The 24455-nt window shown below is 69.4% G+C and carries 10 protein-coding genes; 6 read left to right on the top strand and 4 right to left on the bottom strand.

The features are described from left to right. The first annotated feature begins 2 nt into the window (after nucleotides 1–2). The 3 genes from P3T41_RS16310 to P3T41_RS16300 are packed head-to-tail and all read left to right on the top strand — an operon-like array spanning nucleotide 3 to nucleotide 15252. Entirely contained in the window at nucleotides 3–4631 is a 4629-nt protein-coding gene (locus P3T41_RS16310; RefSeq protein WP_280690571.1) for a type I polyketide synthase, read from the top strand. Further along, on the top strand, nucleotides 4628–6937 hold the full coding sequence (locus tag P3T41_RS16305) for a methyltransferase domain-containing protein (RefSeq protein WP_280690570.1): 2310 nt from the start codon (nucleotides 4628–4630) through the stop codon (nucleotides 6935–6937). The genes P3T41_RS16310 and P3T41_RS16305 overlap by 4 nt, the downstream gene beginning before the upstream one ends. A 20-nt stretch (nucleotides 6938–6957) precedes the next feature. Further along, nucleotides 6958–15252: a non-ribosomal peptide synthetase gene (locus P3T41_RS16300; protein WP_280690569.1), complete on the top strand. Its 8295-nt coding sequence runs from the start codon at nucleotides 6958–6960 to the stop codon at nucleotides 15250–15252. Between the two features lie 249 nt (nucleotides 15253–15501). Here P3T41_RS16300 and P3T41_RS16295 read toward each other — a convergent pair whose 3' ends face one another. Beyond that, nucleotides 15502–18597 carry a BTAD domain-containing putative transcriptional regulator gene (locus P3T41_RS16295; protein ID WP_280690568.1) on the bottom strand — a complete coding sequence of 1032 codons (3096 nt, stop codon included), beginning with the start codon at nucleotides 18595–18597 and terminating at the stop codon, nucleotides 15502–15504. A 403-nt stretch (nucleotides 18598–19000) separates the two neighbouring features. Here P3T41_RS16295 and P3T41_RS16290 point away from each other — a divergent pair, with 403 nt between their 5' ends. From P3T41_RS16290 to P3T41_RS16280, 3 genes are read left to right on the top strand one after another with little or no spacing between them, the layout of a single operon-like run. Beyond that, complete coding sequence (locus tag P3T41_RS16290) at nucleotides 19001–19504, top strand: SdpA family antimicrobial peptide system protein (protein ID WP_280690567.1); 504 nt, start codon at nucleotides 19001–19003, stop codon at nucleotides 19502–19504. Continuing rightward, on the top strand, nucleotides 19492–20466 hold the full coding sequence (locus tag P3T41_RS16285; protein ID WP_280690566.1) for a sporulation-delaying protein SdpB family protein: 975 nt from the start codon (nucleotides 19492–19494) through the stop codon (nucleotides 20464–20466). Before P3T41_RS16290 ends, P3T41_RS16285 begins: the two co-directional genes overlap by 13 nt. Then, entirely contained in the window at nucleotides 20463–21491 is a 1029-nt protein-coding gene (locus P3T41_RS16280; RefSeq protein ID WP_280690565.1) for a GNAT family N-acetyltransferase, read from the top strand. Before P3T41_RS16285 ends, P3T41_RS16280 begins: the two co-directional genes overlap by 4 nt. 317 nt (nucleotides 21492–21808) lie before the next feature. Here the strand turns inward: P3T41_RS16280 and P3T41_RS16275 are convergent, their stop codons facing one another. The 3 genes from P3T41_RS16275 to P3T41_RS16265 are packed head-to-tail and all read right to left on the bottom strand — an operon-like array spanning nucleotide 21809 to nucleotide 24234. Further along, the gene (locus P3T41_RS16275) at nucleotides 21809–23206 is read right to left on the bottom strand and encodes a hypothetical protein (RefSeq protein WP_280690564.1); all 1398 of its coding nucleotides are present in this window, start codon (nucleotides 23204–23206) and stop codon (nucleotides 21809–21811) included. Further along, nucleotides 23203–23784 carry a tyrosine-type recombinase/integrase gene (locus tag P3T41_RS16270; RefSeq protein WP_280690563.1) on the bottom strand — a complete coding sequence of 194 codons (582 nt, stop codon included), beginning with the start codon at nucleotides 23782–23784 and terminating at the stop codon, nucleotides 23203–23205. The genes P3T41_RS16275 and P3T41_RS16270 overlap by 4 nt, the downstream gene beginning before the upstream one ends. Before the next feature lie 21 nt (nucleotides 23785–23805). Further along, the gene (locus P3T41_RS16265) at nucleotides 23806–24234 is read right to left on the bottom strand and encodes a tyrosine-type recombinase/integrase (RefSeq protein ID WP_280690562.1); all 429 of its coding nucleotides are present in this window, start codon (nucleotides 24232–24234) and stop codon (nucleotides 23806–23808) included. Nucleotides 24235–24455 lie beyond the last annotated feature (221 nt).

The raw sequence follows: 24455 nt of genomic DNA, 5'->3' as shown, positions 1-24455 counted from the left end.
AGATGAGGGTTATGGACGCCACCAGCAACGGCATCGCAGTGGTGGGTATGCAGTGCCGTGTTCCGGGTGCGGAGGATGTCGAGCAGTTCTGGGAGAACCTGCTCGGTGGTCGTGAGTCGATTTCGACGCTGAGTGCGCAGGAGCTTGAGGCTGCGGGTGTGCCGGCCGAGAAGGTGGCGCGGCCGGAGTACGTGGCTCGTGGGGGGTTCCTGCGGGGGGTGGGGGAGTTCGATGCGGAGTACTTCGGGTTCTCGCCTCGTGAGGCGGAGTTGCTCGATCCGCAGCAGCGGTTGCTGTTGGAGGTGGCGACCGAGGCTCTGCAGCGGTCGGGCCATGATCCGCAGCGGTTCCCCGGGCTGATCGGCATCTACGCCGGAGTCGGCTTCCCGGGATACCTGATGAACAACGTGATGAGCCACCCCGAGGTGCTCGCCGAGTTTCCGATGCTCCAGGTCGTGATGTCGGGCGACAAGGACTACGCGTCCAGCCGGGTGGCGTACAAGCTCGACCTCCGGGGTCCGGCCGTCACGGTGCAGAGCGCCTGTTCGACGTCGCTGGTCGCCGTGCACCTGGCCGTTCAGGCGCTGCTCAACGGTGACACCGACCTGGCTCTGGCCGGCGGGGCCTCGATCTACCCGTCAGGTCATGGATACGAAGTGGCCGAGGGCGGACTTCTCTCTCCGGACGGGCACTGCCGGCCGTTCGACGCGAAGTCCTCCGGCACGGTGCCGGGCAGTGGCGCCGGGGTGGTCGTGCTGCGCAGGCTGGAGGACGCCCTCGCCGACGGTGACACCATCCACGCCGTGATCACCGGTACCGCGGTCAACAACGACGGCGCTGTCAAGGTCGGTTACACCGCCCCCAGCAAGACCGCCCAGGCTCGGGTGATCGCCGAGGCGCTCGCCATAGCGGACGCCGCTCCGGCAACCATCGGCTACGTCGAGGCGCACGGCGCCGCGACCTCGCTCGGGGATCCCATCGAGGTGGCGGCGCTCAGCGAGGCGTTCGGCGCGAGCCCCGCTCTGGCACCGGCCAGCTGTGCGCTGGGCTCGGTCAAGAGCAACATCGGTCACCTCGACGCCGCTGCCGGTGTCACCGGCCTCATCAAGGCCATCCTCACCGTCGAGCACGGCGTCATCCCGCCCACGCTCCACTACACCGAGCCCAATCCCCATCTGGACCTGGACCGCACCCCGTTCCATGTGCCGACCAGCGTGACGCCCTGGCCGGCCACCCGCCTCCCGCGCCGGGCCGGCGCCAGCTCCTTCGGGATGGGCGGCACCAACGCCCACGTCATCCTCGAACAGGCCCCCGAGCGGGGCGCGACGCCGCCCGCCACCCGGCGGCCGCATGTCCTGCCGCTGTCCGCCAAGACCCCGCAGGCCCTCGACCAGGCCACCGCCCGGCTGGCCGAACACCTCGGCAGGAACGCCGGCCTGGCCCTCCCCGACATCGCCCACACCCTCCAGTACGGACGCACCCAGCACCCGTACCGCCGCGTCGTCATCGCCGACAGCACCGAGCAGGCCACCGCCCTCCTCCACCAGGCGGATCCGGCGGCGGTCTTCAGCGACCGGGTGGCGGAGCGCCGCAGCCCGGTGGTCCTCCTGTTCTCCGGTGTCGGTGACCACTACCCCGAGATGGCCGCCCAGCTCTATGAGCACGAGCCGGTCTTCCGGGCCGAGTTCCGCACGTGCGCGAGCATCCTGCGTCCGATGCTCGGCACGGACCTCACCGAGGTCTTCCAGGAGCCGGGGGACGGCTCGCACGACGCCCCCGACCTCAGTCTCACCCGGCTCGCGCAGCCGTTCGCCTTCGTGCTTGGTTACGCGTTGGCCCAGCTCTACCGCAGCTACGGCGTGGAGCCGGCCGCGGTCGGCGGCTACAGCATCGGCGAGTACACGGCCGCCTGTGTCGCCGGGGTCCTGGCACTGGACGAGGCGCTCTCCCTGGTGGCCAGCCGTGCGGCTCTGATCGACGAGCTCCCCGGCGGCTCGATGGTGGCCGTCCTGGCCGACACGGCGACGTTGGAGCCCTACCTCGCCGCACTGCCGGACCTGTGCTTCGCCGCGATCGACGGGCCCATGCTGACCGTCGTGTCGGGCTCGTCCGAGTCGGTGCGCTCGCTCGCGGAGCAACTCACCGCGGACGGCGTTGCCAGCCGGACGCTGCCCACGTCGCACGCCTTCCACTCGCCGATGATGCGGCCCGCCGCGGATGCACTGCGCACCCTGGCTTCGAGGTTCGAGCTGCGCCCCCCGGCCATTCCGGTGCTGTCCAACGTCACCGGTGGTTGGCTCAGCGAGGAGGAGGCCACCGACCCCGACTACTTCGCTCGTCACCTCACCCAGCCGGTCCGGTTCGCCGACAACCTGGCCGAGGTGTGGGACCTGGATGAGGCGCCGATCATCGTCGAGATCGGGCCGGGCCAGATTTTGGGAAGCCTCGCCATGCAGCACCCGGCCCGGGCCGGTGCACCGAGGGGTCTGGTCCTGCCCGGGCTGCCGGGCCGCAGCAGCGCTGACGACGACCTGACCACGGTGCGTGCGACGCTCGGACGGCTGTGGCTGCGGGGCGCCGACATCCGCTGGGGCGGGGACGCGGGAGCTTCGGAGCCGGCGCCGGTGCAGCGTCGCGTGGCACTGCCCACCTACCCCTTCCAGCGTCGCAGTTACTGGCTGAAGGCCAACGCGGGGGTTGCTCCGGTGGCCACCGGGCGACGCAAGGACCCTTCCGACTGGTTCTACCTGCCGTCCTGGCGCCGGGTGATGCCGTTGGAACCGGGCACCGGCGGTGAGACGCCGTTCCTGGTCCTCGCGGCCGATGCGGCCATGGGCACCGCCCTGGCCGATGCCCTGCGCCGACGGGGCGCGGACGTCCAGCTGGCGATCAGCCGAGCAGGGCAGCAGGTGGAGCGGACAGCGGATGGCGTGTACCGGTACGACGCGATGCGGCCCGACTCGGTGGTCGGCCTGCTCGACGCGCTGGCTGCGACGCTGGGTGGGATTGCGCCACGGCTGGTCAACGCACTCGCCGCGACCCTACCGCCGGCGGGCCACGACGGCCAGCAGGACGACGTAGTCTCCCTGCTCTACCTGGCACAGGCGCTCACGGCGGTCGGCCAGGTCGCATCGGTCGAGCTGAGTGTGGTGACCGCGGGTGCCCAGTCGGTGAGCGGCGAGCTCGATCCGCATCCGGCGCGGGCCATGCTGAGCGGCGCCTGCCGGGTCCTCGGACAGGAACTGCCGCACGTGCGTCCTCGCACCATCGACATCGTCGGGGTCACCGGCCCCGACGCCCTGCCGGCTGTCCTGGGACCGCTCGTCTCCGAGCTGCTGGCCGCCCCCGCGGACGCCGCGGTGGCCCTGCGTGGGCCGCACCGCTGGGTCCAGGCGTTCGAACCGGTGCGGTTCCGCGAGGACACCGGCCGGTCCGTCGTCCGAAAGGGCGGCACCTACCTGCTGATCGGTGGCCTGGGGCCGTTGGGACGGATGGTGGCCCGGCAGCTCGTTGCCACCACCGACGTCAACCTCGCCTTCCTGCAACGTACTCCGATGCCGGCACAGGCGGACTGGCAGGACTGGGCGTCCGGCGGCGACGAGCGGCTCGACTACGCGGTGGCTGCACTGAAGGAGCTGGAGGGGGCGGGTGCGCAGGTGATGACGGTCACCGCCGACATCAGCTCGCCCGAAGCCCTGGCAGCCGCGGTCGCCCAGGTCGAGGACCGGTTCGGCCCGCTCACCGGTGTCGTCCACTCGGCCGGAATGGTGAACGAAGGCGCCAGCGTGCCGATGCATCTGGTGGATCGTGAGGCATGTGAGCGGCACTTCGCCGCCAAGGTGCGTGGTCTGCGGGTCCTGGCGGACTGCCTGGACGGCAAGCCGCTGGACTTCGTCCTGGTCAACTCGTCCATCGCCTCGGTACTGGGCGGTATCGGCTACTACCCCTACGCCGCGGCGAACTGCCACATGGACGCGTTCGCGCAACGCGAGAGCGAGCGCACGGGCGTGAGCTGGATGTCCGTCAACTGGGAGGGATGGACCTTCGGGGACGCCGCCAAGGACGCCAGCACGGCGGCGACGCTCGCCGAGTACCTGATCGACGACGAAGCCGGCAGGCAGGTGATGGCCCGCCTGTTCGGGAACCCCTTCGTTCCCCAGGTGGTGGTGTCGACTGGTCCGCTGGACAGCCGCATCGCGCAGTGGGTGACCGGCGCCTGGCGCGCCGAAGCAGGCGGTAGCAGCGACCCGGCCGCGGACCAGACGCTGCACGATCGGCCGGTGCTCCAGACGGACTACCGGGAGTGCTCGGACGAGCTGGAACTGGCGCTCCGGGAGATCTGGCAGCAGCTCCTGGGAGTGCGTCAGATCGGGGCCGACGACAGCTTCTTCGCACTGGGGGGCCATTCGCTGATCGCCACCCGGGTGGTGGCACGGATCAGTGAGGAGCTCGGTGTGCACGTACCACTGCACGAGCTGCTCACCCACCCGACGCTGGCCGGGCTCGCCATGGTCGTACGGGAGGCCCGGGACCGCGTGAGCGACCGTCGCCGGTCCCGGCCCATCATCGCGGTGTCCCGCGACAAGTACCGGACCAGCCTTCGCGACCCGGCCGCGGGGGAGCAGCCGTGACGACTCGCAGCCACGACGAGCTCCTTGTCGTCGAGCCACCCGAATCCCGCAGCGCGGTCGTCCTCGCCCCGGCCGACGTCCGGTGGCCGGCCGCCGGTGAGGCGGCCCCGCCGTTCGCGCAACGAGCGCTCTACCGAGCCGGTGACGCGGTCCTCTGCGTGGCGGTGGACGAGGACGGCCGGCGGGTCGCTGCGGTTTCGGCGGACCGACGACTGCACCTGCTGGACGGCGCGGGCGGTCTGCTGTGGCGTTCCGAGCCGATGGCCGGGCAACCGAGCACCGCGCTCGCCTGCGGCGGCGGTCGGGTCGCGGTAGGCACCTTGCTGTCCGGGGAACGGAGCGGCTCGGTCACGGTCTTCGACCAAGCCGGCGGTGAGCTGTTCCACCAGGACTACACCGAGGCAGTCGAGCATGTGGCGCTGAGTGCGGACGGACGGTTCCTCGAACTCCTCCTCCGCTCGGGCCGGGCGCACCGGTATGTCTGGGGCGGTCGCGGCTACCAGGCCGCCGACCGCGCACCGGCCCCGTCCGACGCCGGAGCGCGGACCGAGTGGCCGGACGGGAGCCGCGGCGCGTGGGCGGGTGTGACCGCGCCGGCCGCCACGGTGTGTTCGTCCTCCGCGACATCGGACGGAGAGCTGGTCCTGGTCGGCAGCGTCGACGGGCGGGTGGTCCTCGGTGGCTGCAGGGCGGAGGAGTACTGGAGCTGGTCCGGTGACGGCGAGGCGTGGTCCACGGCGTTGAGCGCGGACGGCGCGACGGCGGTGGTCGGTACGGGTGACGGTTCGGTCGTCGTCCTGGAGAACCGGCTGACCTGTCGCCGCCTGACCCGACTGCGCGCGGCGGAGCGGGCGTTCGTCGAGGGCAGGGAGAACGCGCTGGCGGACCTGCTCGACCTGTGCAGCGCCTTCGGAGTGCTGACCTATGGTCACCGCTACCTGCTCGACGCGGTCCACAGGGCGCCGGCCGACCAGGCCAGGCAGGCCGAACACGCCGTGATGGCGGTGCTGGGGGACTATCTCGTCAGTTGTCCGGACCGCGGCCCGGAGCGGCAGTTGCTCGGGGACCTGTTGCACGGGCGCGGGCTTCACCTGGAGGCGATCGGCCACTACCAGCGGGCCGCGGCCGACGCCGACTTCACCTCGCAGGCGCTGACCTGTGCGAGCCTGTGCTTCGAGGCACTGGACATGCCGATGGCGGCCCAGGTCAGCCGTCAGAGGATCCATCAGCGGCGGATCGAACGCGGCGGCCTCATCACCCTGTACAACCTCGCGCAGTCGTACGAGCGGCAGGGTGACGTCGTCGAGGCACGGTCGGTCTACCAGACCGTCGCGGGATGGAACGTCGACTACCGGGACACGTTCCGCCGCATCGCCGCGCTCTCGCCGCTCGGCACCGATCCGGACCAGCCGACGACCACCGGGGGCCGGCCGCCATCTGCCGACGGCGGTTTCCCCGCTCCCAGGCCGTGGGCGCACCACGACACCGATGCCGACTACCGCACACATCTGCTGCACGGTGGTGTCCTGGTCGACAGCGTGCTGGGGAAGCTGGCCGCGACGCCGCAGCCGCGGGTGCCGCTGGCGAGCTATCTCGCCTACGACTTCTCCCCACCGGCGGACGAGGTCAAGAAGTGGCTGGACATCATTCACAGCCTGGCATTCGTCAAAGAGGCGAAGATCACCGGAACCTCCCTGGACATCGGGACCGCAACCGCCCGCTACCCGCGCGTCCTCAAGAAGCTCGGCTTCCGCAGCTTCGGTGTCGAGCTGGAGTACGAAGCGGTTCGCTATGCGAGGTCGTCGCGCCTGTACAGCGACGACGACATCCCGCTGGTCGTGGGGGATGCGACCCGCCTGCCCTTCGCCGCGGCCAGCTTCGACCTCGTGACCTGCATGATGGGCACGCTCTCGCACCTGACGCTCCCGCTGCTGCCCCGGGTGCTCAGCGAGGTCAACCGGGTCCTGCGCCCCGGCGGACACTTCGTCTGCTCGACCTGGGATCCCGAATCCAGGCGGGTCGACTTCCTCACGATGTACACGCCCGCGCAGATCGACCTGCTCTGGCAGAACCTGCGCAGCCGCACGGACCTGTGCAGGGACGTCGAGACGGCCGGACTCGACGTGGTGCGGGTGGACCCCTTCTGCGTCTTCCCGGACTCCGTCGGATACGACATCGGAAGACGAGCGGACCACACCTTCGAGCTCCAGCGGTTGATCGACCTGGACCTCGCCTACCAGGAGCTTCCCGACGCTCACGGGCAGATGTTCATGCTTGCTGCGCGCAAGCCGTCAGACACGCCCTAGGTCCCGAAAGGAAACGCAGTATGCCGGACAGCGATGCCTTCGCCATGCCCACCTCGTGCTCGCAGCGAGGACTCTGGCTGACCCAGCAGTTGGACCCGGGCAACCCCTTCTACGTGGTTCCCATGACGCTTCGACTGCGTGGGCGGCTGGACCTGGGGGCACTGGAGCGGTCGCTGGAGGGCCTGGTCGCTCGCCACGAGTCGTTGCGGTCCACATTCGTCGAACGGGACGGCGAGATCCTGGCGGTCATCCACGCCGATCTGAGGATCCCGTTGACGGTGACCGATCTCAGTGGGCTGCCGCCCGCGGCACGCGAGGACGAGCGCGCGCGGATCGTCGCCGAGGAGGCACGCAGGCCGTTCGACCTCGCGACCGGCCCGCTGCAGCGTCAGATGCTGCTCGTGCTGGGACCCGAGGAGCACCAGCTCCTCATCATGAGCCACCACGTCATCACGGACGCGTGGTCCCAGGACGTGTACTTCCGGGAGCTCCGTACCCTCTACGAGGGCTACACCGGCGGGCGGGAGCCACAGCTGCCCGAGCTGGGGATCCAGTACGCCGACTACGCCCTCTGGCAGCAGGAGCTGCTCGACGCCGGCGACTTCGACGAGCACCTGGCCTACTGGCGCGAGAAGCTCCGGGGCGCCGGCATCACCGCGCTGCCGAGCAGCCGTGAGCGCGTGGAGTCGGCAGAACACCTCGGCGCGAGCTACGGCTTCGACATCCCCGCGTCGGCTGTCCAGGTCCTGCGCGACCTGGCGGCGCAGGAGCAGGCGACCCTGTACATGGCTCTGCTGGCGGTGTTCAAGACGGTGTTCGCCCGTTCGACCGGCGAGACCGACATCAGCGTGGCGGGGGCGATCGCTGGCCGTACCCGGCTTGAGCTCGACCAGGTGATCGGCTTCTTCGTCAATACGCTGATCCTGCGTTCCGACCTGTCGGGCGCTCCGAGCTTTCGCGAGTGCCTCCGGCGGGTCCGTGCCACCTGCCTGGAAGCCTACGAGCACCAGGACCTGCCGTTCGAGAAGGTGGTCGAGGAGCTGGCGCCGGTCCGCGACCCGTCGCGGAACCCGCTGTTCCAGATCATGGTCGTGCTGCAGAACGCGCCGGCGGAGCAGATCAAACTCGGTGCACTGGACATCGACTACGACCTCGTACCCAACAACACGGCCAAGTTCGATCTGAACGTCGTGCTGATCGAGCGCCAGGACGGCTCGGTGCGGTGCGTCTTCGAATACGACACCGCGCTGTTCGACGAGCCCGCCATGGCCCGGCTCGGCGAACGTGCGGTGACGGCGGCGGTCGGCGCCGCCGCGCGCCCCGACGACCCGATCAGCGAGTTGCCGGTGCTCGGCGCCGCCGAAGAACGCCTTCTGGACGCATGGTGCTCCGGGCCGACGGACTCCTTCGACCTGCCGCCGCACCTGCACGGCTGCTTCGAGCAGTCGGTGGACCGCTTCCCGGACCGGATCGCCGTGAGCGACGGCAAGAGGACACTGACCTATGCCGAACTCGATGCGCGCGCCAACCAGGTGGCTCACCGCCTGATCGGGCACGGGTTCGCTCCCGAGACCGCGGTCGGTGTGTGTGCACATCGCGACGTGGACCTGCTGGTCGCCCTCTACGGGGTGATGAAGGCCGGTCTTGCGTACCTTCCGCTGGACCCGGGCTACCCGCCGGCGCGGCTGCGCCACATGCTGGAGAGCAGCGGCGCCGCCGCGGTCGTCGGTCATGAGGAGCTCCTGGCCGATCTCCCGACCGAGGGGCTGGCGCTGGTCGCGCTGGACGGCGGACACGCCGAGCAGGGCGGCGTCCCGACGGCTCGTCCCGAGGTTCCGGTGACCGGTGCCCAGCTGTGCTACGTCATCTACACCTCGGGATCGACCGGGACACCCAAGGGAGTGGCCAACGAACACCGCTCCCTGGTCGGTCTGATGGCCTACGGACGCGAGCTGTTCTCCGACGGGGAACTCGCCGGGTTCTCCGCCACCTGCTCGGCGAGCTTCGACCTTTCGGTCATGGAGCTCTTCATTCCGCTCTCGCACGGCGGCACGCTGCTGATTGCGCGGGATGCGCTCGACCTGGCCGCCGTTCCGTTCCCCGTACCGGTGCGTGCGATGCACACCGTTCCGTCGATCGCGGCCGAACTGGTGCGTGCCGGCGGCCTTCCGGCGACTCTGGAGACCGTGGTACTCGCGGGCGAGGCCCTCCCCGCGGAGCTCGTGGGCCGGCTCGGTGACCGGATCGCGGGACTTCGGGTGGTCAACATCTACGGGGTCACCGAAGCGGCGTGCTCGTCCACAGCGGCTTTTCCCGGGGCTGCCGAGCACGGCTCCGTTCCCATCGGTGCGCCGATCCGCGGCGTCCGGACCTACGTGCTGGACGCCGACCTGCGCCCGGTGCCGATCGGCACACCGGGGCAGTTGTACCTGGGCGGCCCCGCCACCGGGCGGTGCTACATCGGCAACCCGCGCCTGAGCGCGGAGCGCTTCCTACCTGATCCGTTCGACCGGACCCCGGGCGCCCGCATGTACCGCACCGGCGACTCGGTCCGCTGGAACAGCAACGGGGAACTGGAGTACCACGGGCGCGGCGACTCACAGACCAAGCTGCGCGGAGTGCGGATCGAGCTCGGCGAGCTGGAGTCGGTTGCCAGGACCTGCGACGACGTCGCCCAGGCCGTGGCGGTGGTCACGCGGGCCGTGCAGGGGCACGAGATCCTGGTCTGCTACCTCACCGCGCTGCCGGGCCGGCAGGTCGATACCGACCAGGTGCTGGGCCAACTGGCCGAGCGGATACCCCGGTTCCTCGTCCCGGGTCGACTCGTGGTGATCGATGCGTTCCCGCTCAACCCCAACGGCAAGATCGATCGTGCCGCGTTGACAGCACAGGAGCCGGCCGCCGAGCCGGCGGAGCGCCCTGGCCGGGCGACCGCTCCGCTGGCCGGGACAGAGGCACGGATCGCTGAGGTGTGGAGCAGGGTGCTCGGCCTCGACCGCGTCGGGCGGCACGACAACTTCTTCGACGTCGGTGGGCACTCCCTACTGTTGCTGCGGGTCCGCTCGATCCTGGCAGCCGAGTTGGGACACGAGATTCCCATCGTCGACTTCTTCAGCCACCCGACGGTCGCGGCGATCGCCCGGCACATCGAGGCCGGCGGCCGGTCGAGTGCCACGTCGGCGGAGGTCGTCCTGCCCGAGGCCGCCCCGCCCTCCCCGGCGAGCACCGGACCGAAGATCGCAGTGGTGGGTATGCAGTGCCGTGTTCCGGGTGCGGAGGATGTCGAGCAGTTCTGGGAGAACCTGCTCGGTGGTCGTGAGTCGATTTCGACGTTGAGTGCGCAGGAGCTTGAGGCTGCGGGTGTGCCGGCCGAGAAGGTGGCGCGGCCGGAGTACGTGGCTCGTGGGGGGTTCCTGCGGGGGGTGGGGGAGTTCGATGCGGAGTACTTCGGGTTCTCGCCTCGTGAGGCGGAGTTGCTCGATCCGCAGCAGCGGTTGCTGTTGGAGGTGGCGACCGAGGCTCTGCAGCGGTCGGGCCATGATCCGCAGCGGTTCCCCGGGCTGATCGGCATCTACGCCGGAGTCGGCTTCGGCGACTACGCGTGGAACAACCTCCTGCCGAACATCCACCGCCTGGAGGAGACCGGTGGGTTCCAGCTGGGGTTGGCCATCGACAAGGACTTCACGGCCAGCCGGGTGGCGTACAAGCTCGACCTCCGGGGTCCCGCGATCACGGTGCAGACTGCCTGTTCGACGTCGCTGGTCGCCGTGCACCTGGCCGTTCAGGCGCTGCTCAACGGCGAGACCGACCTGGCACTGGCCGGAGGGTCCTCGATCCTCGTCCCGGCTCGCGGCTACCTGTACCAGGAAGGCGGGATCACCTCTCCTGACGGGCACTGCCGGCCGTTCGACGCGAAGTCGGCCGGCAGCGTGCCGGGCAGTGGCGCCGGGGTGGTCGTGCTGCGCAGGCTGGAGGACGCCCTCGCCGACGGTGACACCATCCACGCCGTGATCACCGGTACCGCGGTCAACAACGACGGTGCAGGCAAGGTCGGTTACACCGCTCCGAGCGTCGAAGGACAGGTCGCGGCGATCCGCGGCGCGCTGCGAGCGGCCGGAACGCGCCCTGAGGAGATCGGCTACGTCGAGGCGCACGGTACCGCGACCTCGCTCGGGGATCCCATCGAGGTGGCGGCGCTCAGCGAGGCGTTCGGCGCGAGCCCCGCTCTGGCACCGGCCAGCTGTGCGCTGGGCTCGGTCAAGAGCAACATCGGTCACCTCGACGCCGCTGCCGGTGTCACCGGCCTCATCAAGGCCATCCTCACCGTCGAGCACGGCGTCATCCCGCCCACGCTCCACTACACCGAGCCCAATCCCCATCTGGACCTGGACCGCACCCCGTTCCATGTGCCGACCAGCGTGACGCCCTGGCCGGCCACCCGCCTCCCGCGCCGGGCCGGCGCCAGCTCCCTCGGGATGGGCGGCACCAACGCCCACGTCATCCTCGAACAGGCCCCCGAGCGGGGCGCGACGCCGCCCGCCACCCGGCGGCCGCATGTCCTGCCGCTGTCCGCCAAGACCCCGCAGGCCCTCGACCAGGCCACCGCCCGGCTGGCCGAACACCTCGGCAGGAACGCCGGCCTGGCCCTCCCCGACATCGCCCACACCCTCCAGTACGGACGCACCCAGCACCCGTACCGCCGCGTCGTCATCGCCGACAGCACCGAGCAGGCCACCACCCTCCTCCACCAGGTCATGGCGGCCGGCAGCGATCGGTCCTACGTGGACGACACGGTGGACCACGCCGGCGTCGCGCTGTACTACGGCCCGGCGGGCAACGGCGTCGGTACCGAGTTCCTCACGGGACTGGTCGCGGAGCTTCCCGCGTTCCGTCGTCATCTGAGCGCGCTGTGCGATGCGTTGACGCCCCGGGTCGCCGGTCGGGTGCGTACGGAGCTGATGGGCAGCCCGGGGCGAGCGGACCAGGCCCGGTCGCTTTCCGAGACGGCGGTGCTGGTGGCGCAGCATGCGCTGACCCTGACGCTGGCAGAGCACGGGGTACGGCCCTCGGCCGCACTCGGCACGGGACTGGGCGCCCTGTTGGCTGCCGCGGCTGCGGGGGTCCTCCCCGTGGCCGACGTCTTCGAGGTCGCGCTCGCTGTGGCGCAAGCCGCGCCGGATGCCCGGCTCGCTGCGGCGTCCCAGGAGCTGCGCCGGGTACCGCTGGCCCACCCCGCGCTGGCGTTGTACTGCGCCGCTCGCGGCCGGTGGGTGGAAGCCGAGGAGGCGACGGACCCGGGCTTCTGGGCCGCCCAGGTGGTGGAGCCGACGGCGCCCGACCTCCGTGAGGCGCTTGCCCAGGACCTGGACGGTCCCGTGATCGACCTGTCACTGGACAGCGAGCACGCCCTCGGCGGCGAGGGGGCGGCCTCTCCCGGGGCGGCCGGACCGACGGACGCCGTCGTACTTCCCGTCTTCGGGCGGCGGGCCGAGGACGTGCCCGCGAGCTACGGCTTCAGCGCGGCCCTCGCCGGGTTGTGGCTGGCGGGAGTTCCGGTGGAGCTGGCTGCGGCCGGCATTGAGCGGCCCAGCCGGGTGCTTCTGCCGACCTACGCCTTCCAGCGCAAGCGGCACTGGTTGGACGTGCCGAGCGAGCCCGTCCGAGCTGCGGCCGATGCCACCGAACGCCTGCCGGAGGTCTCGCGCTGGTTCTACTCCGCCGGCTGGACCCGCACGTCCTGGCCGGTGGCCGACCCCGACGAGAAGCCCGGCTCATGGTTGGTGGTCACGGATCCCGACGGGCTCGGCTCGCTGCTCGCCGACTGGCTGCGGGAGCGCGGGCACCTCGTGGTCACGGCTGAACCCGGCGAGAGCTTCACCCAGTTGGGATCCCAGCACTTCGCCTTCGACCTGTCCTCGCCCGAGGATGCGGAGCGGCTGGTCTCCGTCGTCCGCAGCACGTCGGGGGGATTCCCCGCACACCTGGTCCACACGCTCTGCGCCGTTCCCACGGCCCGGCCGGACGTGCGCGGACGCAGCCTGCACAGTGTGCTGTTCCTCGCCCGCGCGCTGCTCCGCTGCCAGGTCACCGGTCCGCTTCGGTACACCGTGGTGACCAACCGCGCGCTCGCGGTGGCTGGGGAACCCGATCTGGTTCCGGAGCACGCGATGGCCGCGGGGGCCTGCCGAGTCATCCCCCAGGAGATTCCGGGGGTCCATGCCCGTCTGGTCGACGTCGAAGCGGCGCCGACGGTCGAGGCCGGACAGCGACTCGCGGCGCAGCTGGCCGCGGAACTCGCGGCTGAGCCGGCCCTGCTGCCCGCCGACGTCGCGTATCGCGGAGAGGACCGGTGGGTCCAGCACTACGAGCCCGTCCAGCTCCCGGAGGCCGGTCCGAGCCTGCTCCGGGAAGGCGGCGTCTACCTGCTGCTCGGCGGCCTTGGAACGGTCGGGCAGTCTCTCGCCGCGCATCTCGCCCACGCGCGGTCGGCCAAGCTCGCAGTGGTGCACCGCCAAGCCCTGCCACCCCGCTCACAGTGGCCGAGCCTCCTTCGTGCGGAGCCGGACTCGCTGGTGGCTTCGAGGATCGCGGCGGTAAGCCGGCTGGAAGAAGCCGGGGCCGAGGTGCTCACCTTCGCCGCGGACCTGGCCGACCCGGCACAGATGCGCGAGGTGATCCGCCAGGTCACCGACCGCTTCGGTGCGCTGAACGGTGTCCTCCACTGTGCGGGCACGGTCGCCGAGGGCCCGGCGCTGGCACTGGACGAGCTCGATCGCGACACCTGCGATCAGCAGGTCCGCTCCAAGGTCGAGGGCCTGCAGGTGCTGGCCGAGGTCACCGACGGACTCACGTTGGACTTTGTTCTGCTGGTCTCCTCACTCAGCCCGGTGCTGGGCGGTCTGGGTCTGGCGGCCTACGCTGCGGCCAACGCCCATCTCGACCTGTTCGCGCACCGGCAGCGCAGGCTCACCGGCGCCACCTGGCTGGCGGTGAACTGGGAGGGCTGGCGGCCGCTGCCGCACGGTCTGCCGGAGACGGGGAGCGGTGTCGTGCTCGGGGAGTCCCTTGCGGCTCTCGCCATGAGCCAGGAGGACGGCGGCCCCGTGCTGGAACGCCTGCTGCGTGGCCGGCCGTCGACCCAGATCGTGGTCTCCACCGCCGATCTGGGCAGCAGGCTCGCCCGTTGGGTGCGGTCGGACTGGGACCAGGAGCAACCGACGGTGGCCGGACTGGTCCGGTACGAGCGTCCTGACCTGCGCACGCCCTACCTCGAACCGCGCGACGCGGTGGAACGGCGGCTCGCCGAGATCTGGCAGCGCATCCTGGGGATCGAGCGGATCGGGGTCCGGGACAGCTTCTTCGAGCTTGGCGGCAGCTCTCTGCTGGCGATCCACCTCGTCACCGCCATCCAACGAGAGTTCCAGGTCGCCGTGCCGTTGCACGCGATCGTCAGCGCCAGCACGGTGGAGCGTCTCGCCGAGGCGGTCACCGGGGCGGACCACAGCGCCGAGGAGGACGCGGTGGTGGTGCCGTTGCACGTGGTGGAGGATCCGGAGGCGGTGTTCTTCTGGATCCATCCGCTGGGCGGGACCGTCCTGTGCTACCACGAACTGGCCCGTCTGGTCGGTCCGCGCACCAGCTCGTACGGGCTACAGGCTCCGATGCTGTTCGAGGGGCCTGACTCCTACACGGACCTGGAGCTCCTCGCCGCGCGGTACGTCACGGAGATCCTGCGTGTCCAGCCCGAAGGTCCCTACCGCATCGGCGGATGGTCCGGCGGTGGCATCATCAGCGTCGTCGTCGCCCGCCAACTGGCAGCGGCGGGCCGGGAGGTGCGGTACGTCGGAGTGATCGAGGCGGAAGCGCCGCGGCCTGACATGCCGGTGGTCTTCCCACCGCACGAGCTGCTCGGTGCACTGCTCAACCGACCCGGGCTTCGCGCCGAAGACCTTCCCGTTCCGCCGACGGAGCTGTTCGACGGCACACAGGAGGTGCGACACGCGGCCGCGGTGCGCTGGATCGCCGGCCGTGGGCTGGTTCCTGCGGACCAGGTCGAGCGTATTGCCCGGCTGTTCCTGGTCGAGGCCCGGATTTTCGACCTCGTCACGCCGGGCACGCTCCAGCCGTACCCGGGCACGGTGCACGTCTACCGCGCCGAACAGGGCGGCGATCGGACGGGGGACAGTGCGATGGGGTGGGGCGTGTGGGCGCCCGAGTCTCGCGCCCGGCAGATCCCCGGCACCCATCACAACGTGCTGCATCGACCGCAGGTGGGGGAGTTGGCCGAGCTGATCCGGGCTGCTGCCCTCGACTAGGGCCTGTACGGCGGATCTTTTCGGATGAGCCCGCGGCGTTGGGCGCCCGGCTGGGCGTGCGCCCGAGTCGTCCTCGTACTGGACGTACTTGGGCGATTCGGGAGTGCGTCCAGCCGGGATGCCCGGCGTCGCGGGCCCGGAAAGATCCGCCGTACAGGCCCTAGGGCCTGTACGGGGTCGATGCCCGGTCAGGGGCGGTCTTCACGGGACCGCCCCTGACCGTGGCAGTCGACGTCGCCAGGGGCGGATTCACTGCTCGACCGGGCCGGAGCAGCGCTTGCAGCGAACGCCCGGGGATGCCGGATCGGCCAGGTGGACACGGGAGTTCGCTATCTCTGCGGCATCAGCAGGGTAGGTCGAACTGGCGATCTGGAATCGGCGGATCGCCACCTCCTGATCATCTCGGTACAGTGCGATGTGCGCGGAGCCTTCCAGCGCCCTGGCTTCGCACGAACGCAGCTTCCTTTCCCGGGACAGGCTGGCGGCATGGCGAAAAGTCACCTCTGCGTTGTCCAGGTCCCGCACGGCCAGGTAGGCCTCACCGAGCCCGTTCAATGCGAAGCACTCGGCTTCCAGCAGCTTGTGCTCGCGGCTGATGCGAAGAGCAGCACGACCGTATTCGAAGGACTGCGGGACATCGCCGAGCGCTCTGTGCGCCTCGCACAGGACCACCTGCGCTTCAGCAGCCAGGTGCACGTGGGTTTCGCCGTCGGCCATCTTCAGAGCACGGTCCAAGTAGTCGACTGCCTCCTCGGAGCGTCCTTCCCGCACGAGCAGGAGCCCGATGTTCACCAGGGTGAAGGCCTCCGACAGGTCCCGGCCGGCCACCTGGTGGTCGTCCAGCACCAGGGAGAAGTACTCGAAGCTCTCCGAACTGCGGCCCAGCTCTCGGCAGGCAACACCCAGGTTGTTGTTCAGTACCGCACTCAGCTGCTGGTCGCCGAGAGTCCCAGCGATGACGAGAGCCGAGTGAAAGCAGTCGTACGCTTCGCTGAAACTCTCGTCGTTGATCTTGAGGATGCCGAGCTCGGTCAGCTGGTACATCTCCGTGTACCGATCGTCCCCGCGTCTGCTGATCTCGATGCCGGCTTCCAGGGCCACCCGGGCGTCCGAGCTACGGCCTCGCTGTCGTAGGGCGCCGGCCAGCCCGATGAGGATCAGCGCCTCGCCGTGCTCGTCCCCGGCCGACCGGGCAGCTTCGACCGCGTCCTCGAAGAGCTTGAGCGCCGCGCCCGGATAGTTGGTCCTCCGGAGGAACGGCTGGATGGCGCAGACCAACTGCCAGGCCACGCCGGAAGGGCCGTCACTGAGCGCGGTCCGGGCGACTTCGACGAGGTTGGCCGACTCTTCGGTGAGCAACTCGATGGCGTCGGTGGCCGATGCCGGCACAGGTATGCCGGTGACGGCGTGGGCGATGGTCGGTGTGACGCGAAACGGCCCCATCGCCAGCGGCGCACACCAAGTCGAGGCAGTCTGCAGGTAGTAGTCGAACAGCCGCCTGCGGGCCTCGCTTCTGCCTTCGTCGCTGTCGTGTTCCACAGACATCCGCGACGCGTAGTCACGGACCAGGTCGTGGAAGTGGTATCGGTCCGGCTGCTCCTGGAGGACGAGGTTGTCGTCGAACAGCGACTCAAGAATCTCTTGGGCCCGGTCGATCGGCAGTGCGGCAAGGGCCGCCGCGACGGGCGGACTGAAGTCGGGGCCCGGGTGGAGGCTCAGCAGGCGAAAGAGCCGACGGTGGTCGTCCGAAAGGCAGCGGTAGGACATCGAGATGACCGCTGACACGCTCCGGTCGCCGAAGTCCAGAAACCTGGCGCGCTTTTCCTGGTCGCTGAGTTGCTGGATGAGGTACGGCACCGTCCAGCTCCTCCGCTCACGGAAACGTGCGGCAGCGATCCGGATGGCCAGTGGCAGGCGCCCGCACAGCTCGACGAGTTCGGCGACACCCTCCTCATCGGACGCCAGACGCCGGGTCCCGACGATGTGGATGAACAGCGCGACCGCGTCAGCGGGCGGCATCAGGTCGAGTGACAGTGGGACGATGCCCTCCAGCGCCGGCAGACGACGGCGACTGGTGATCAGAATGAGTGGGCCGTTCGTACCGGGGAGCAGCGGCCTGACCTGCTGGACGCCGAGGGCGTTGTCCAGCAGTACCAGCGCTCTCTTGTCGGCCATGAGACTGCGCCAGGTAGCGGTGCGGTCCTCAAGGCCCGGCGGGATCAGCTCATCCGGCAGTCCGCACTGCCTCAACAGGTGGCCGAGGGCGTCCTCCGGACTGAGCGGCTCCACACCGACGGTGAACCCCCTGAGGTCGACAAAGTACTGACCATCGGGGTAGTCGGCCGCGACCGTGTGGGCGAAGCGCACCGCGAGCGCGGTCTTCCCGATCCCGCCCATCCCGTTGATCGCCGAGATGACCAGCGAGACCGATTCGGTCTGCCGGCTGTCCTCCATGAGTTGGAGGATCTCGTCCTGGCGCCCGGAGAACTCGCGGGGGTCATGGGGAAGGAACCGTCGTGTCGCCGGCACCGGCAGGCCGGCGGCATCCGGGGCCGCCAGGGCTGCTGGTGGAGCCGACGGGCGCTCCACTGCGGGAGGTTCGACCACTGACAGTCCCTGCAGGATGCGCTCGTGCAGTGCTTTGAGGTCATCACTCGGGTCGAGCCCGAACTCCTCGACGAGCAGCCGCCTGCCCTCCTCGTAGACCTCAAGCGCGTCGGCCTGCCGACCGGTGGAGTGGAGAGCGGCCATCAGTGTCGCGCGGAGCGCCTGCCGCGACGGGTGCGATGCGACCAGTTCGATGAGCTCGCCCACGACACGGGCGCTCTCGCCCAGCTGGACATGCAGGTCCATGAGCAGCTCGGTCGTCGAGAGGTACTCCTCCGCCAGCCGGGTTCCGACGTTGGCGAAGTACTCGCCGCCAAGTCCCGTCAGCGCCGACCCTCGCCACAAGCCCTGTGCCCCGGTGAGCAAGGAGACCGCTGTCCCCAGCTCGCCGTCGGCCACCGCCCGATCGGCCTGCCGTACTGCGGAGCGGTACCGAGTCAGGTCCAGCCGGTCGCTGTCCACGACGATCCGGTAACCGAGTTGAGTGGTGACGATGTCGAACCCGGCCACCGGCGCCATGGCACGACGCAACGCCGCCACCGTGTTGTGGATCTGCTGGCGTGCCGACTGTGGTGCTGCTTCCCACATCACATCGACCAACCGGTCCACCTGCACGACGCTGTTGGCATTCAACAGGAGCACGGCGAGCAGTCGATGCGAACGAAGACCTCCGAGCGGCAGGAGGTCGCCTGCCACCTCGACCTCCAGCGGCCCCAACAGCCGAACGTCGAGATCCATCCGCACCCCCATGTCGTGCTCGGCTACGTCCGGAGGGAAGCCGTGACCACCTGACGCGCGTACTCCTGGCTCCTGCGGCACCATGATCGCGCGCCAGCCGATCGTAAGGTTAGCTCATCAGTAGGCTGCCGGTAGCGGAGTCAGGTAGGTTCTGATCCATCGGCTGCCCAGGGCAACGATGGATCAACGATTAATCAACACGGGGAATACAGATGCGATTTGTGATAATTGGCGCACTCGTCGGCATGGTGCTGGTGGGCGCCGTCTCCACCGGGACGCACAGCTCTGCAGTTGTGCCGGCCAACTTGAGCTGCGTTTCCTGCCAGTGATGGCACGGCGAGGAGCGGCTACCACATCCCGGAGTACTCAGGGGTTCTACTTCACGGCTGCCCTGCTCCTCGTCATGCTGCTCACTTCTTCCACGCAGTTGCTACCAGCCCGGTTGGTGCCGGGTTGGTTGCAGACGGAGCGTGCCTCCATAACGGTGATGTGGCCTCAGGGTTGGGGCTTCTTTGCCAAGCAGCCGACTACGGATGCCAGCGTGGCACTCTTCGTGGGGGACGGCGGTCAGTTGACCGCCGCCCCCCAGCTGCAGATGGCGCAGTCCACGGACTGGGGCCTGAGCCGCTCGGCGTATGCGCGCTATGTCGAACTGGGAAACCTCACCCACCAGATCGCCGCCGGCGACTGGCTGGATTGCACCGAACTCACCCCTGCCGCGTGCAGGTCCATGGCGCTGCGTGCTCCTGTTGTCCGCAGTGTCAATCACACCTCACATCCGTCCGTCTGCGGCCACGTCTTGATCTCGGTGGAGAGCCCGACGCGTTGGACGACGAATACCCGTTTCTGGCAGAGCGACTGGAAGATCATCAGGACAGTGAACAGTGAAATCGAATGCGCCGGCTGACGGATCGCGCTCTCGCGTCGGCCGCGAGCTTCGACCCACGGGGCCTGCCGCTGGCCTTTGCCAGATCAGTTCTGGCACTGTCCGAGCTGATCAGCATCGTCTTCACCCCTGATCACAGCCTGTTCACCTACCAGCCTGGCCTGTCCAGTGGCATGCGCTGCTACGGCGCTCACGACCTGTCCTTGTGGTGCGTTGCCGGATCCACTCCGGCCGGCCTGCTCAGTAGCCGCTTGATTGCGATCGCCGTCCTTGTTCTCGTCGTCAGCGGATATCGTCCGCGCTGGACGTGCGCGCCTCACTGGTTCGTCACCTGGAGTCTGAGCGTCAGCATGACGATGCCCAGTGGCGCCGAGGAGGCCGCGCTCGCCGGAACCATGCTGATGATGCCGTTCCTTCTGGGCGACACGCGGATCTGGCACTGGACCCGGCCGAGTGAGCCGCTCGCCCCGGTGTGGGCCGGTAGTTCCTATGCCGCTTGGTGGGCAATTCGCTGCCAGATCGCCATCATCTATTTCACCGCAGGAATCTCGAAGCTCTGTACGGCGCAGTGGCGGAGCGGCCATGCGATGTACACGGTCCTCGTGGATCCGTTCTACGGGCTCCCGCCGGGAATCCGACAGGCACTCGGCCCGCTATTGGCCTCCGAAAGCGCCATCAGGTTGCTCACCTGGGGTGCCCTGGCCATCGAACTGGCCATTGCCGCAGCCGCCCTGTCACCGCGAAGAGCTCGCCGAACGGCTTTTTGCCTCGCGGTTCTGCTGCACGGCGGGATTATGGTCGCGATGGGGCTGGTCAGTTTCGGGCTCGTCATGATAGCACTGGTGTTGACCCTGCTCGTCGGCGACAGTCATACGCTCGCTCTGGCAGATGCCTCCGAGGCGGAGGCGGCCGACAGGCCGCTGCCTGGCGATTTCCAGCCAATGGCAATGAATATACCTGCAGAGATCATGGAGATTCGGTGATTCTCGACATTCAGCCGCTCGACCCGGCGAGTGCTTCCGAGCGCGTCCTTTCCGACTACTTCGCGATGCGGGCAGCATGCGTGGCGGCGGACACGCCGGAGGACCCGCCGCTGACCTACGAGACCTCGATCGGTCGGCTGCGTACGCCACCGCTGGAGGACGGGCTGTGCCGCTTCTGGGTCGGCTACGTGGACGGGCGCCTGGCCGGTTCGGTCAAGCTTGCGCTTCCCGAGGGCGAGAACAGCGGGATCGCGAGCATCGAGGTCAACGTGCACCCCGAGCTGCGGTGCCGCGGTATCGGGACCGATCTGCTCCGCTTCGTGATGCCCGCGGTTAAGGAGACCCAGCGCGCCACCGTGCTCGGTTTTCCGGTGAAGCCCGGCTCGGCCGGTGCCCGGCGCGCGGAGCACCTCGGATTCGACGTGACCCACAGCATGTCGATGCAGGTCCTGGTCATCGCGACGGCTCCGGAGACGCTCTGGGACGTTCCCGTCCCCAGCGGCTACCGCTTGGTCCACTGGACCGGTGCGGCGCCCGATCACCTCGTCGACTCCTATGCCCTGGCCCGGCAGGCCATCCACGACGCTCCGATGGGTCAGTTGAGCTACCGCGAGACCGTCTGGACCTCGGAGCGGGTTCGCGTGACAGACCGCGAACTGCTGGACGCCGGCACGGAACAGCGGGTTGTCGTCGCCATCGACGAGGCAACGGGTCAGGTCGTCGCTACGCACGTCATCCACAACTACCCGCACCGCCGCGAGATCGGCTACGTCCACGACACGTCGGTGCTCGCCGCGCACCGAGGGCACGGGCTCGGCCGGGCGATCAAGGCCGCACTGATGCGCCGGCTCAACGACGAGCGACCGGACCTGGAGCGCATCTGCACCACCACGGCCACGACGAACAGCCACATGATCGGTATCAACCGCGCGCTCGGCTACCACACGGCTCGGACCCTGGACTGGATTGAGACCACGACGGAACGGCTCACCGAAGAACTGGCCGCCGCTCCCAGCATGGGCTGACTCCAACCTCGTGCCTCCGGCGGGATGACGCCCCGCCGTACGCACACGCGGCCACCTCGGAGAGTCGACGGTGGTGGTCAACGGGCCGCACTCCAACTTCCACATCCAGGTCGACTGGACCCGGCCACCGCCTCGCTCACCGTCGATGACCCGACCGAGAGTTGGGAATGGGACAACGCCCTACGCCTGACCAGGATCAGGCTGGACCTCCCTCGGTTCCGCCTGGATGTATCCGGCACTGAAGGGGCACTGCGGGGGCGGTCACCGGGAGCCCGCCGACCGCTTGCCGGACGCTCAACGCCCTGCTGCGCTTCGGGCTACTGTCCCGGCAGGCGGCTGCGCAGCAGGGCTGTGCGGCACGATCCGCACGCGTGAGCCGAGCGGTTGCCGTAGCGGTGGATCGGGACACCGCACAAGCCGCACGGGCCGATCTCCCAGACCGGGCAGCCGAACTGCACGGCAGCGGCTCGGCGTTGAGTGGCGTTGGCCTTCAGCGTGGGAGGGGCGGCAGGGAGGGCGAACATGGAGTGCGGGACCTGGGCGAAGGTTCGCAGGCCGGTGGCGTCCGGGCGTTCCCGGCGAAGGCGGGGATCGTTGCGGGTGAGGGTCTCCTCGCCGTAGCGGCAGGTGAGATCGATCTCCTCGCCGGTGAAGGTGATCTCCTCGTCCGGCGAGTCGGTGGTGTCCTCCATCGCACTGGTTGTCTCGGGCCGGCCGACGATGTCCCACCACTTGTCCCGGTCCGCGACGGGAACCCACATGCGGGAGGCGGTGCGCCGGCCGTCGTCGTCCTGTATCTGCAGGGGAACGAACTCGCCGTCGGCACTGGCCACGACCAGGTGGTCCACCTGGGTCGGGGCCTTCTTCGGCAGGCACAGTGCCGGCAGGAACCAGCCGGAGTGGAAGCGGCCGCAGGCGCTACCCGTGGTCGGGCATGGACGTTCGCTGGTCGGCAGGCACTTCCAGACCTGCAAGTGGCGGATCCCACCGCGGACGAACATCGCGAGTTTGGAAGTGATGTCGCGTGAGGAGAAGTCGTCCACACGCACCCACGGTGCCCGGTCGATCAGCGCGGCCCGCTCGCTGTCGGTCACCCACAGTGGCGTGATGCCGATTTCGGCCGCCCTGCAGGATCGGCGGCGGACGGTCTCACTGGTGATGGGCGAGTATTGGGCCTCCCAGCCGATCCGTCTGCCACCGGCCCCGGTAACCAGGACGTCGGTGACGATGCGGCCGTCCGCCGAGCGGGCCTCGACCTGGGCGCGCAGTCCATGCCGCTCCGCACAGCGGGCGATCCGCTCCTTCATCGCCCGGTGGCGGGCGCTCTCCTCGGGAGTGGCTTTGTGGGTGACCGGCAGGTGGGCGGCGACAAGCACCAGATGGCCGTTCCTGCGCCGGGTGCTGATGAACATCCAGGGGGACTTGTCGGCGTTCTCCGACCGGCAGACCATGCCGGCGTGGTGGTCGAGGCACTCCAGGAGTGCACGGTCGCGGTCGCCGACCGGGCGCAGGATCTCTTCCAGCAGATCCGGGCGCTCGGGATGACCGAGGTCGGGGAGGGTGAGGTTGATCGTGATGCCGTATCCGGTATGGAACACGCCATTCGCCATTCCACCAGCGTAAGCACGCGCGGTGACAAACTGACCAGTATGTAAATCGACAACTTTCGTGATCTTTAAGGGACTTGGAGTCGAAGCGGAGTGTCGGGCTGTCATGGCAGCCATTGCCCGGCGGCAAGGACAGAAGCAGCGCAGGGGCACACCCGACGTGGAGCCTCGGAGGGTGAGGGCCCTGGACTCGTCCCCGGCCGCCTCGAGCCGGATGGCCATCCGCCCCCGGACAGCACCGGCGACGGGCGTCCCTCGATAGCCGACTTGGCAGGCTGTGCGGCGAACGGCAAAGGCCCGGTGTTCTCCGGTCCGCTGTGTTGTGCGGGCCAAGTGGAGTCTGCCTTGTCGAGGGCGGAGGCGAGTGCCGTGACGGCTTCGTCGGCGGAGTCCTTGAGGAGGTGGCCATAGAGGTTGATGGTGGTGGCGAGGGTGGAGTGTCGGAGGGGCTTGGAGACGATGGCGAGAGGGATGTTTTCGGCGATCATGATGCCGGCCGCCGTGTGGCGCAGGCCGTGCAGCCCGATCCGCGGGAGGTTGAGTTCGGCGGTGCGCTTGCGGAGTTGGTCGAGGACCCACTGGGGCCGCAGCGGCGTTCCGCCGGGGCGGGCGAAGACGAGTCCTTCGAGTCGGCCGTCGGGGTGGGCGGTCACCCGGAGGGCGGCCTGGCGGCGGAGAGCGGTCATGACTCTGGGAGAGAGGCTGATTCAAGCGCGGCCGGCCTCGGTCTTGGGCTCGCGCAGGTGGATCTTCCCGTTGTCGATGGCGGCGAGGGTCCAGCGGACGTACAGCTTGCGGTCCATGAGGTGCACGTCGGACCAGTGCAGGGCGAGGATCTCGCCGCGGCGCATGCCGGTGCCGAGCATGACCTCGAACAGGTCGGTGAGCTGGTCGGCGTAGTGCTCCGTGTTGTGGCGCAGGAACGCCGCGGCCTCTGCCGGTGTCCAGCAGGTGCGCTCGGCGGCACGGGGCTTGGGCGGGACGGAGTGCTTGGCGGGGTTGTAGCGCAGGTCCCAGGAGCGTACGGCGTGGTTGAGGGCGTTGCGCAGGGTGGCGGACCGGGTGATCCCGGGACACCAACGTTCGCCGTCGTGTCCGGCGTGGCGGCAGAGCGTGAGGGGCGGTGCGCGAGGCACGTCAGAACCAACTGGAGAGGACACGCACAAGACGACACACTGCCCGGAAGATCACCATCCGTAGCCGATGGGTAAGCGACCATGATCCGCCCGCAGGCGCCGGCCCCATGGGTCGGCTGACGGCATGGACGCAAGGACAGTCGGGCAGGCGCGACGCTACTTGCTGATGGGTCGACAGATCTCGGTCACCGGCAGTAGGTGCGGCGGGGGGCTGGCCCTGG

Origin of the sequence: Kitasatospora sp. GAS204B, assembly GCF_029892155.1 — a bacterium.
In the GTDB taxonomy this organism is placed as follows: Bacteria; Actinomycetota; Actinomycetes; order Streptomycetales; family Streptomycetaceae; genus Kitasatospora.
Note: the sequence above shows the minus strand (reverse complement) of the source record. Positions and strands in the feature narration are given on the sequence as shown.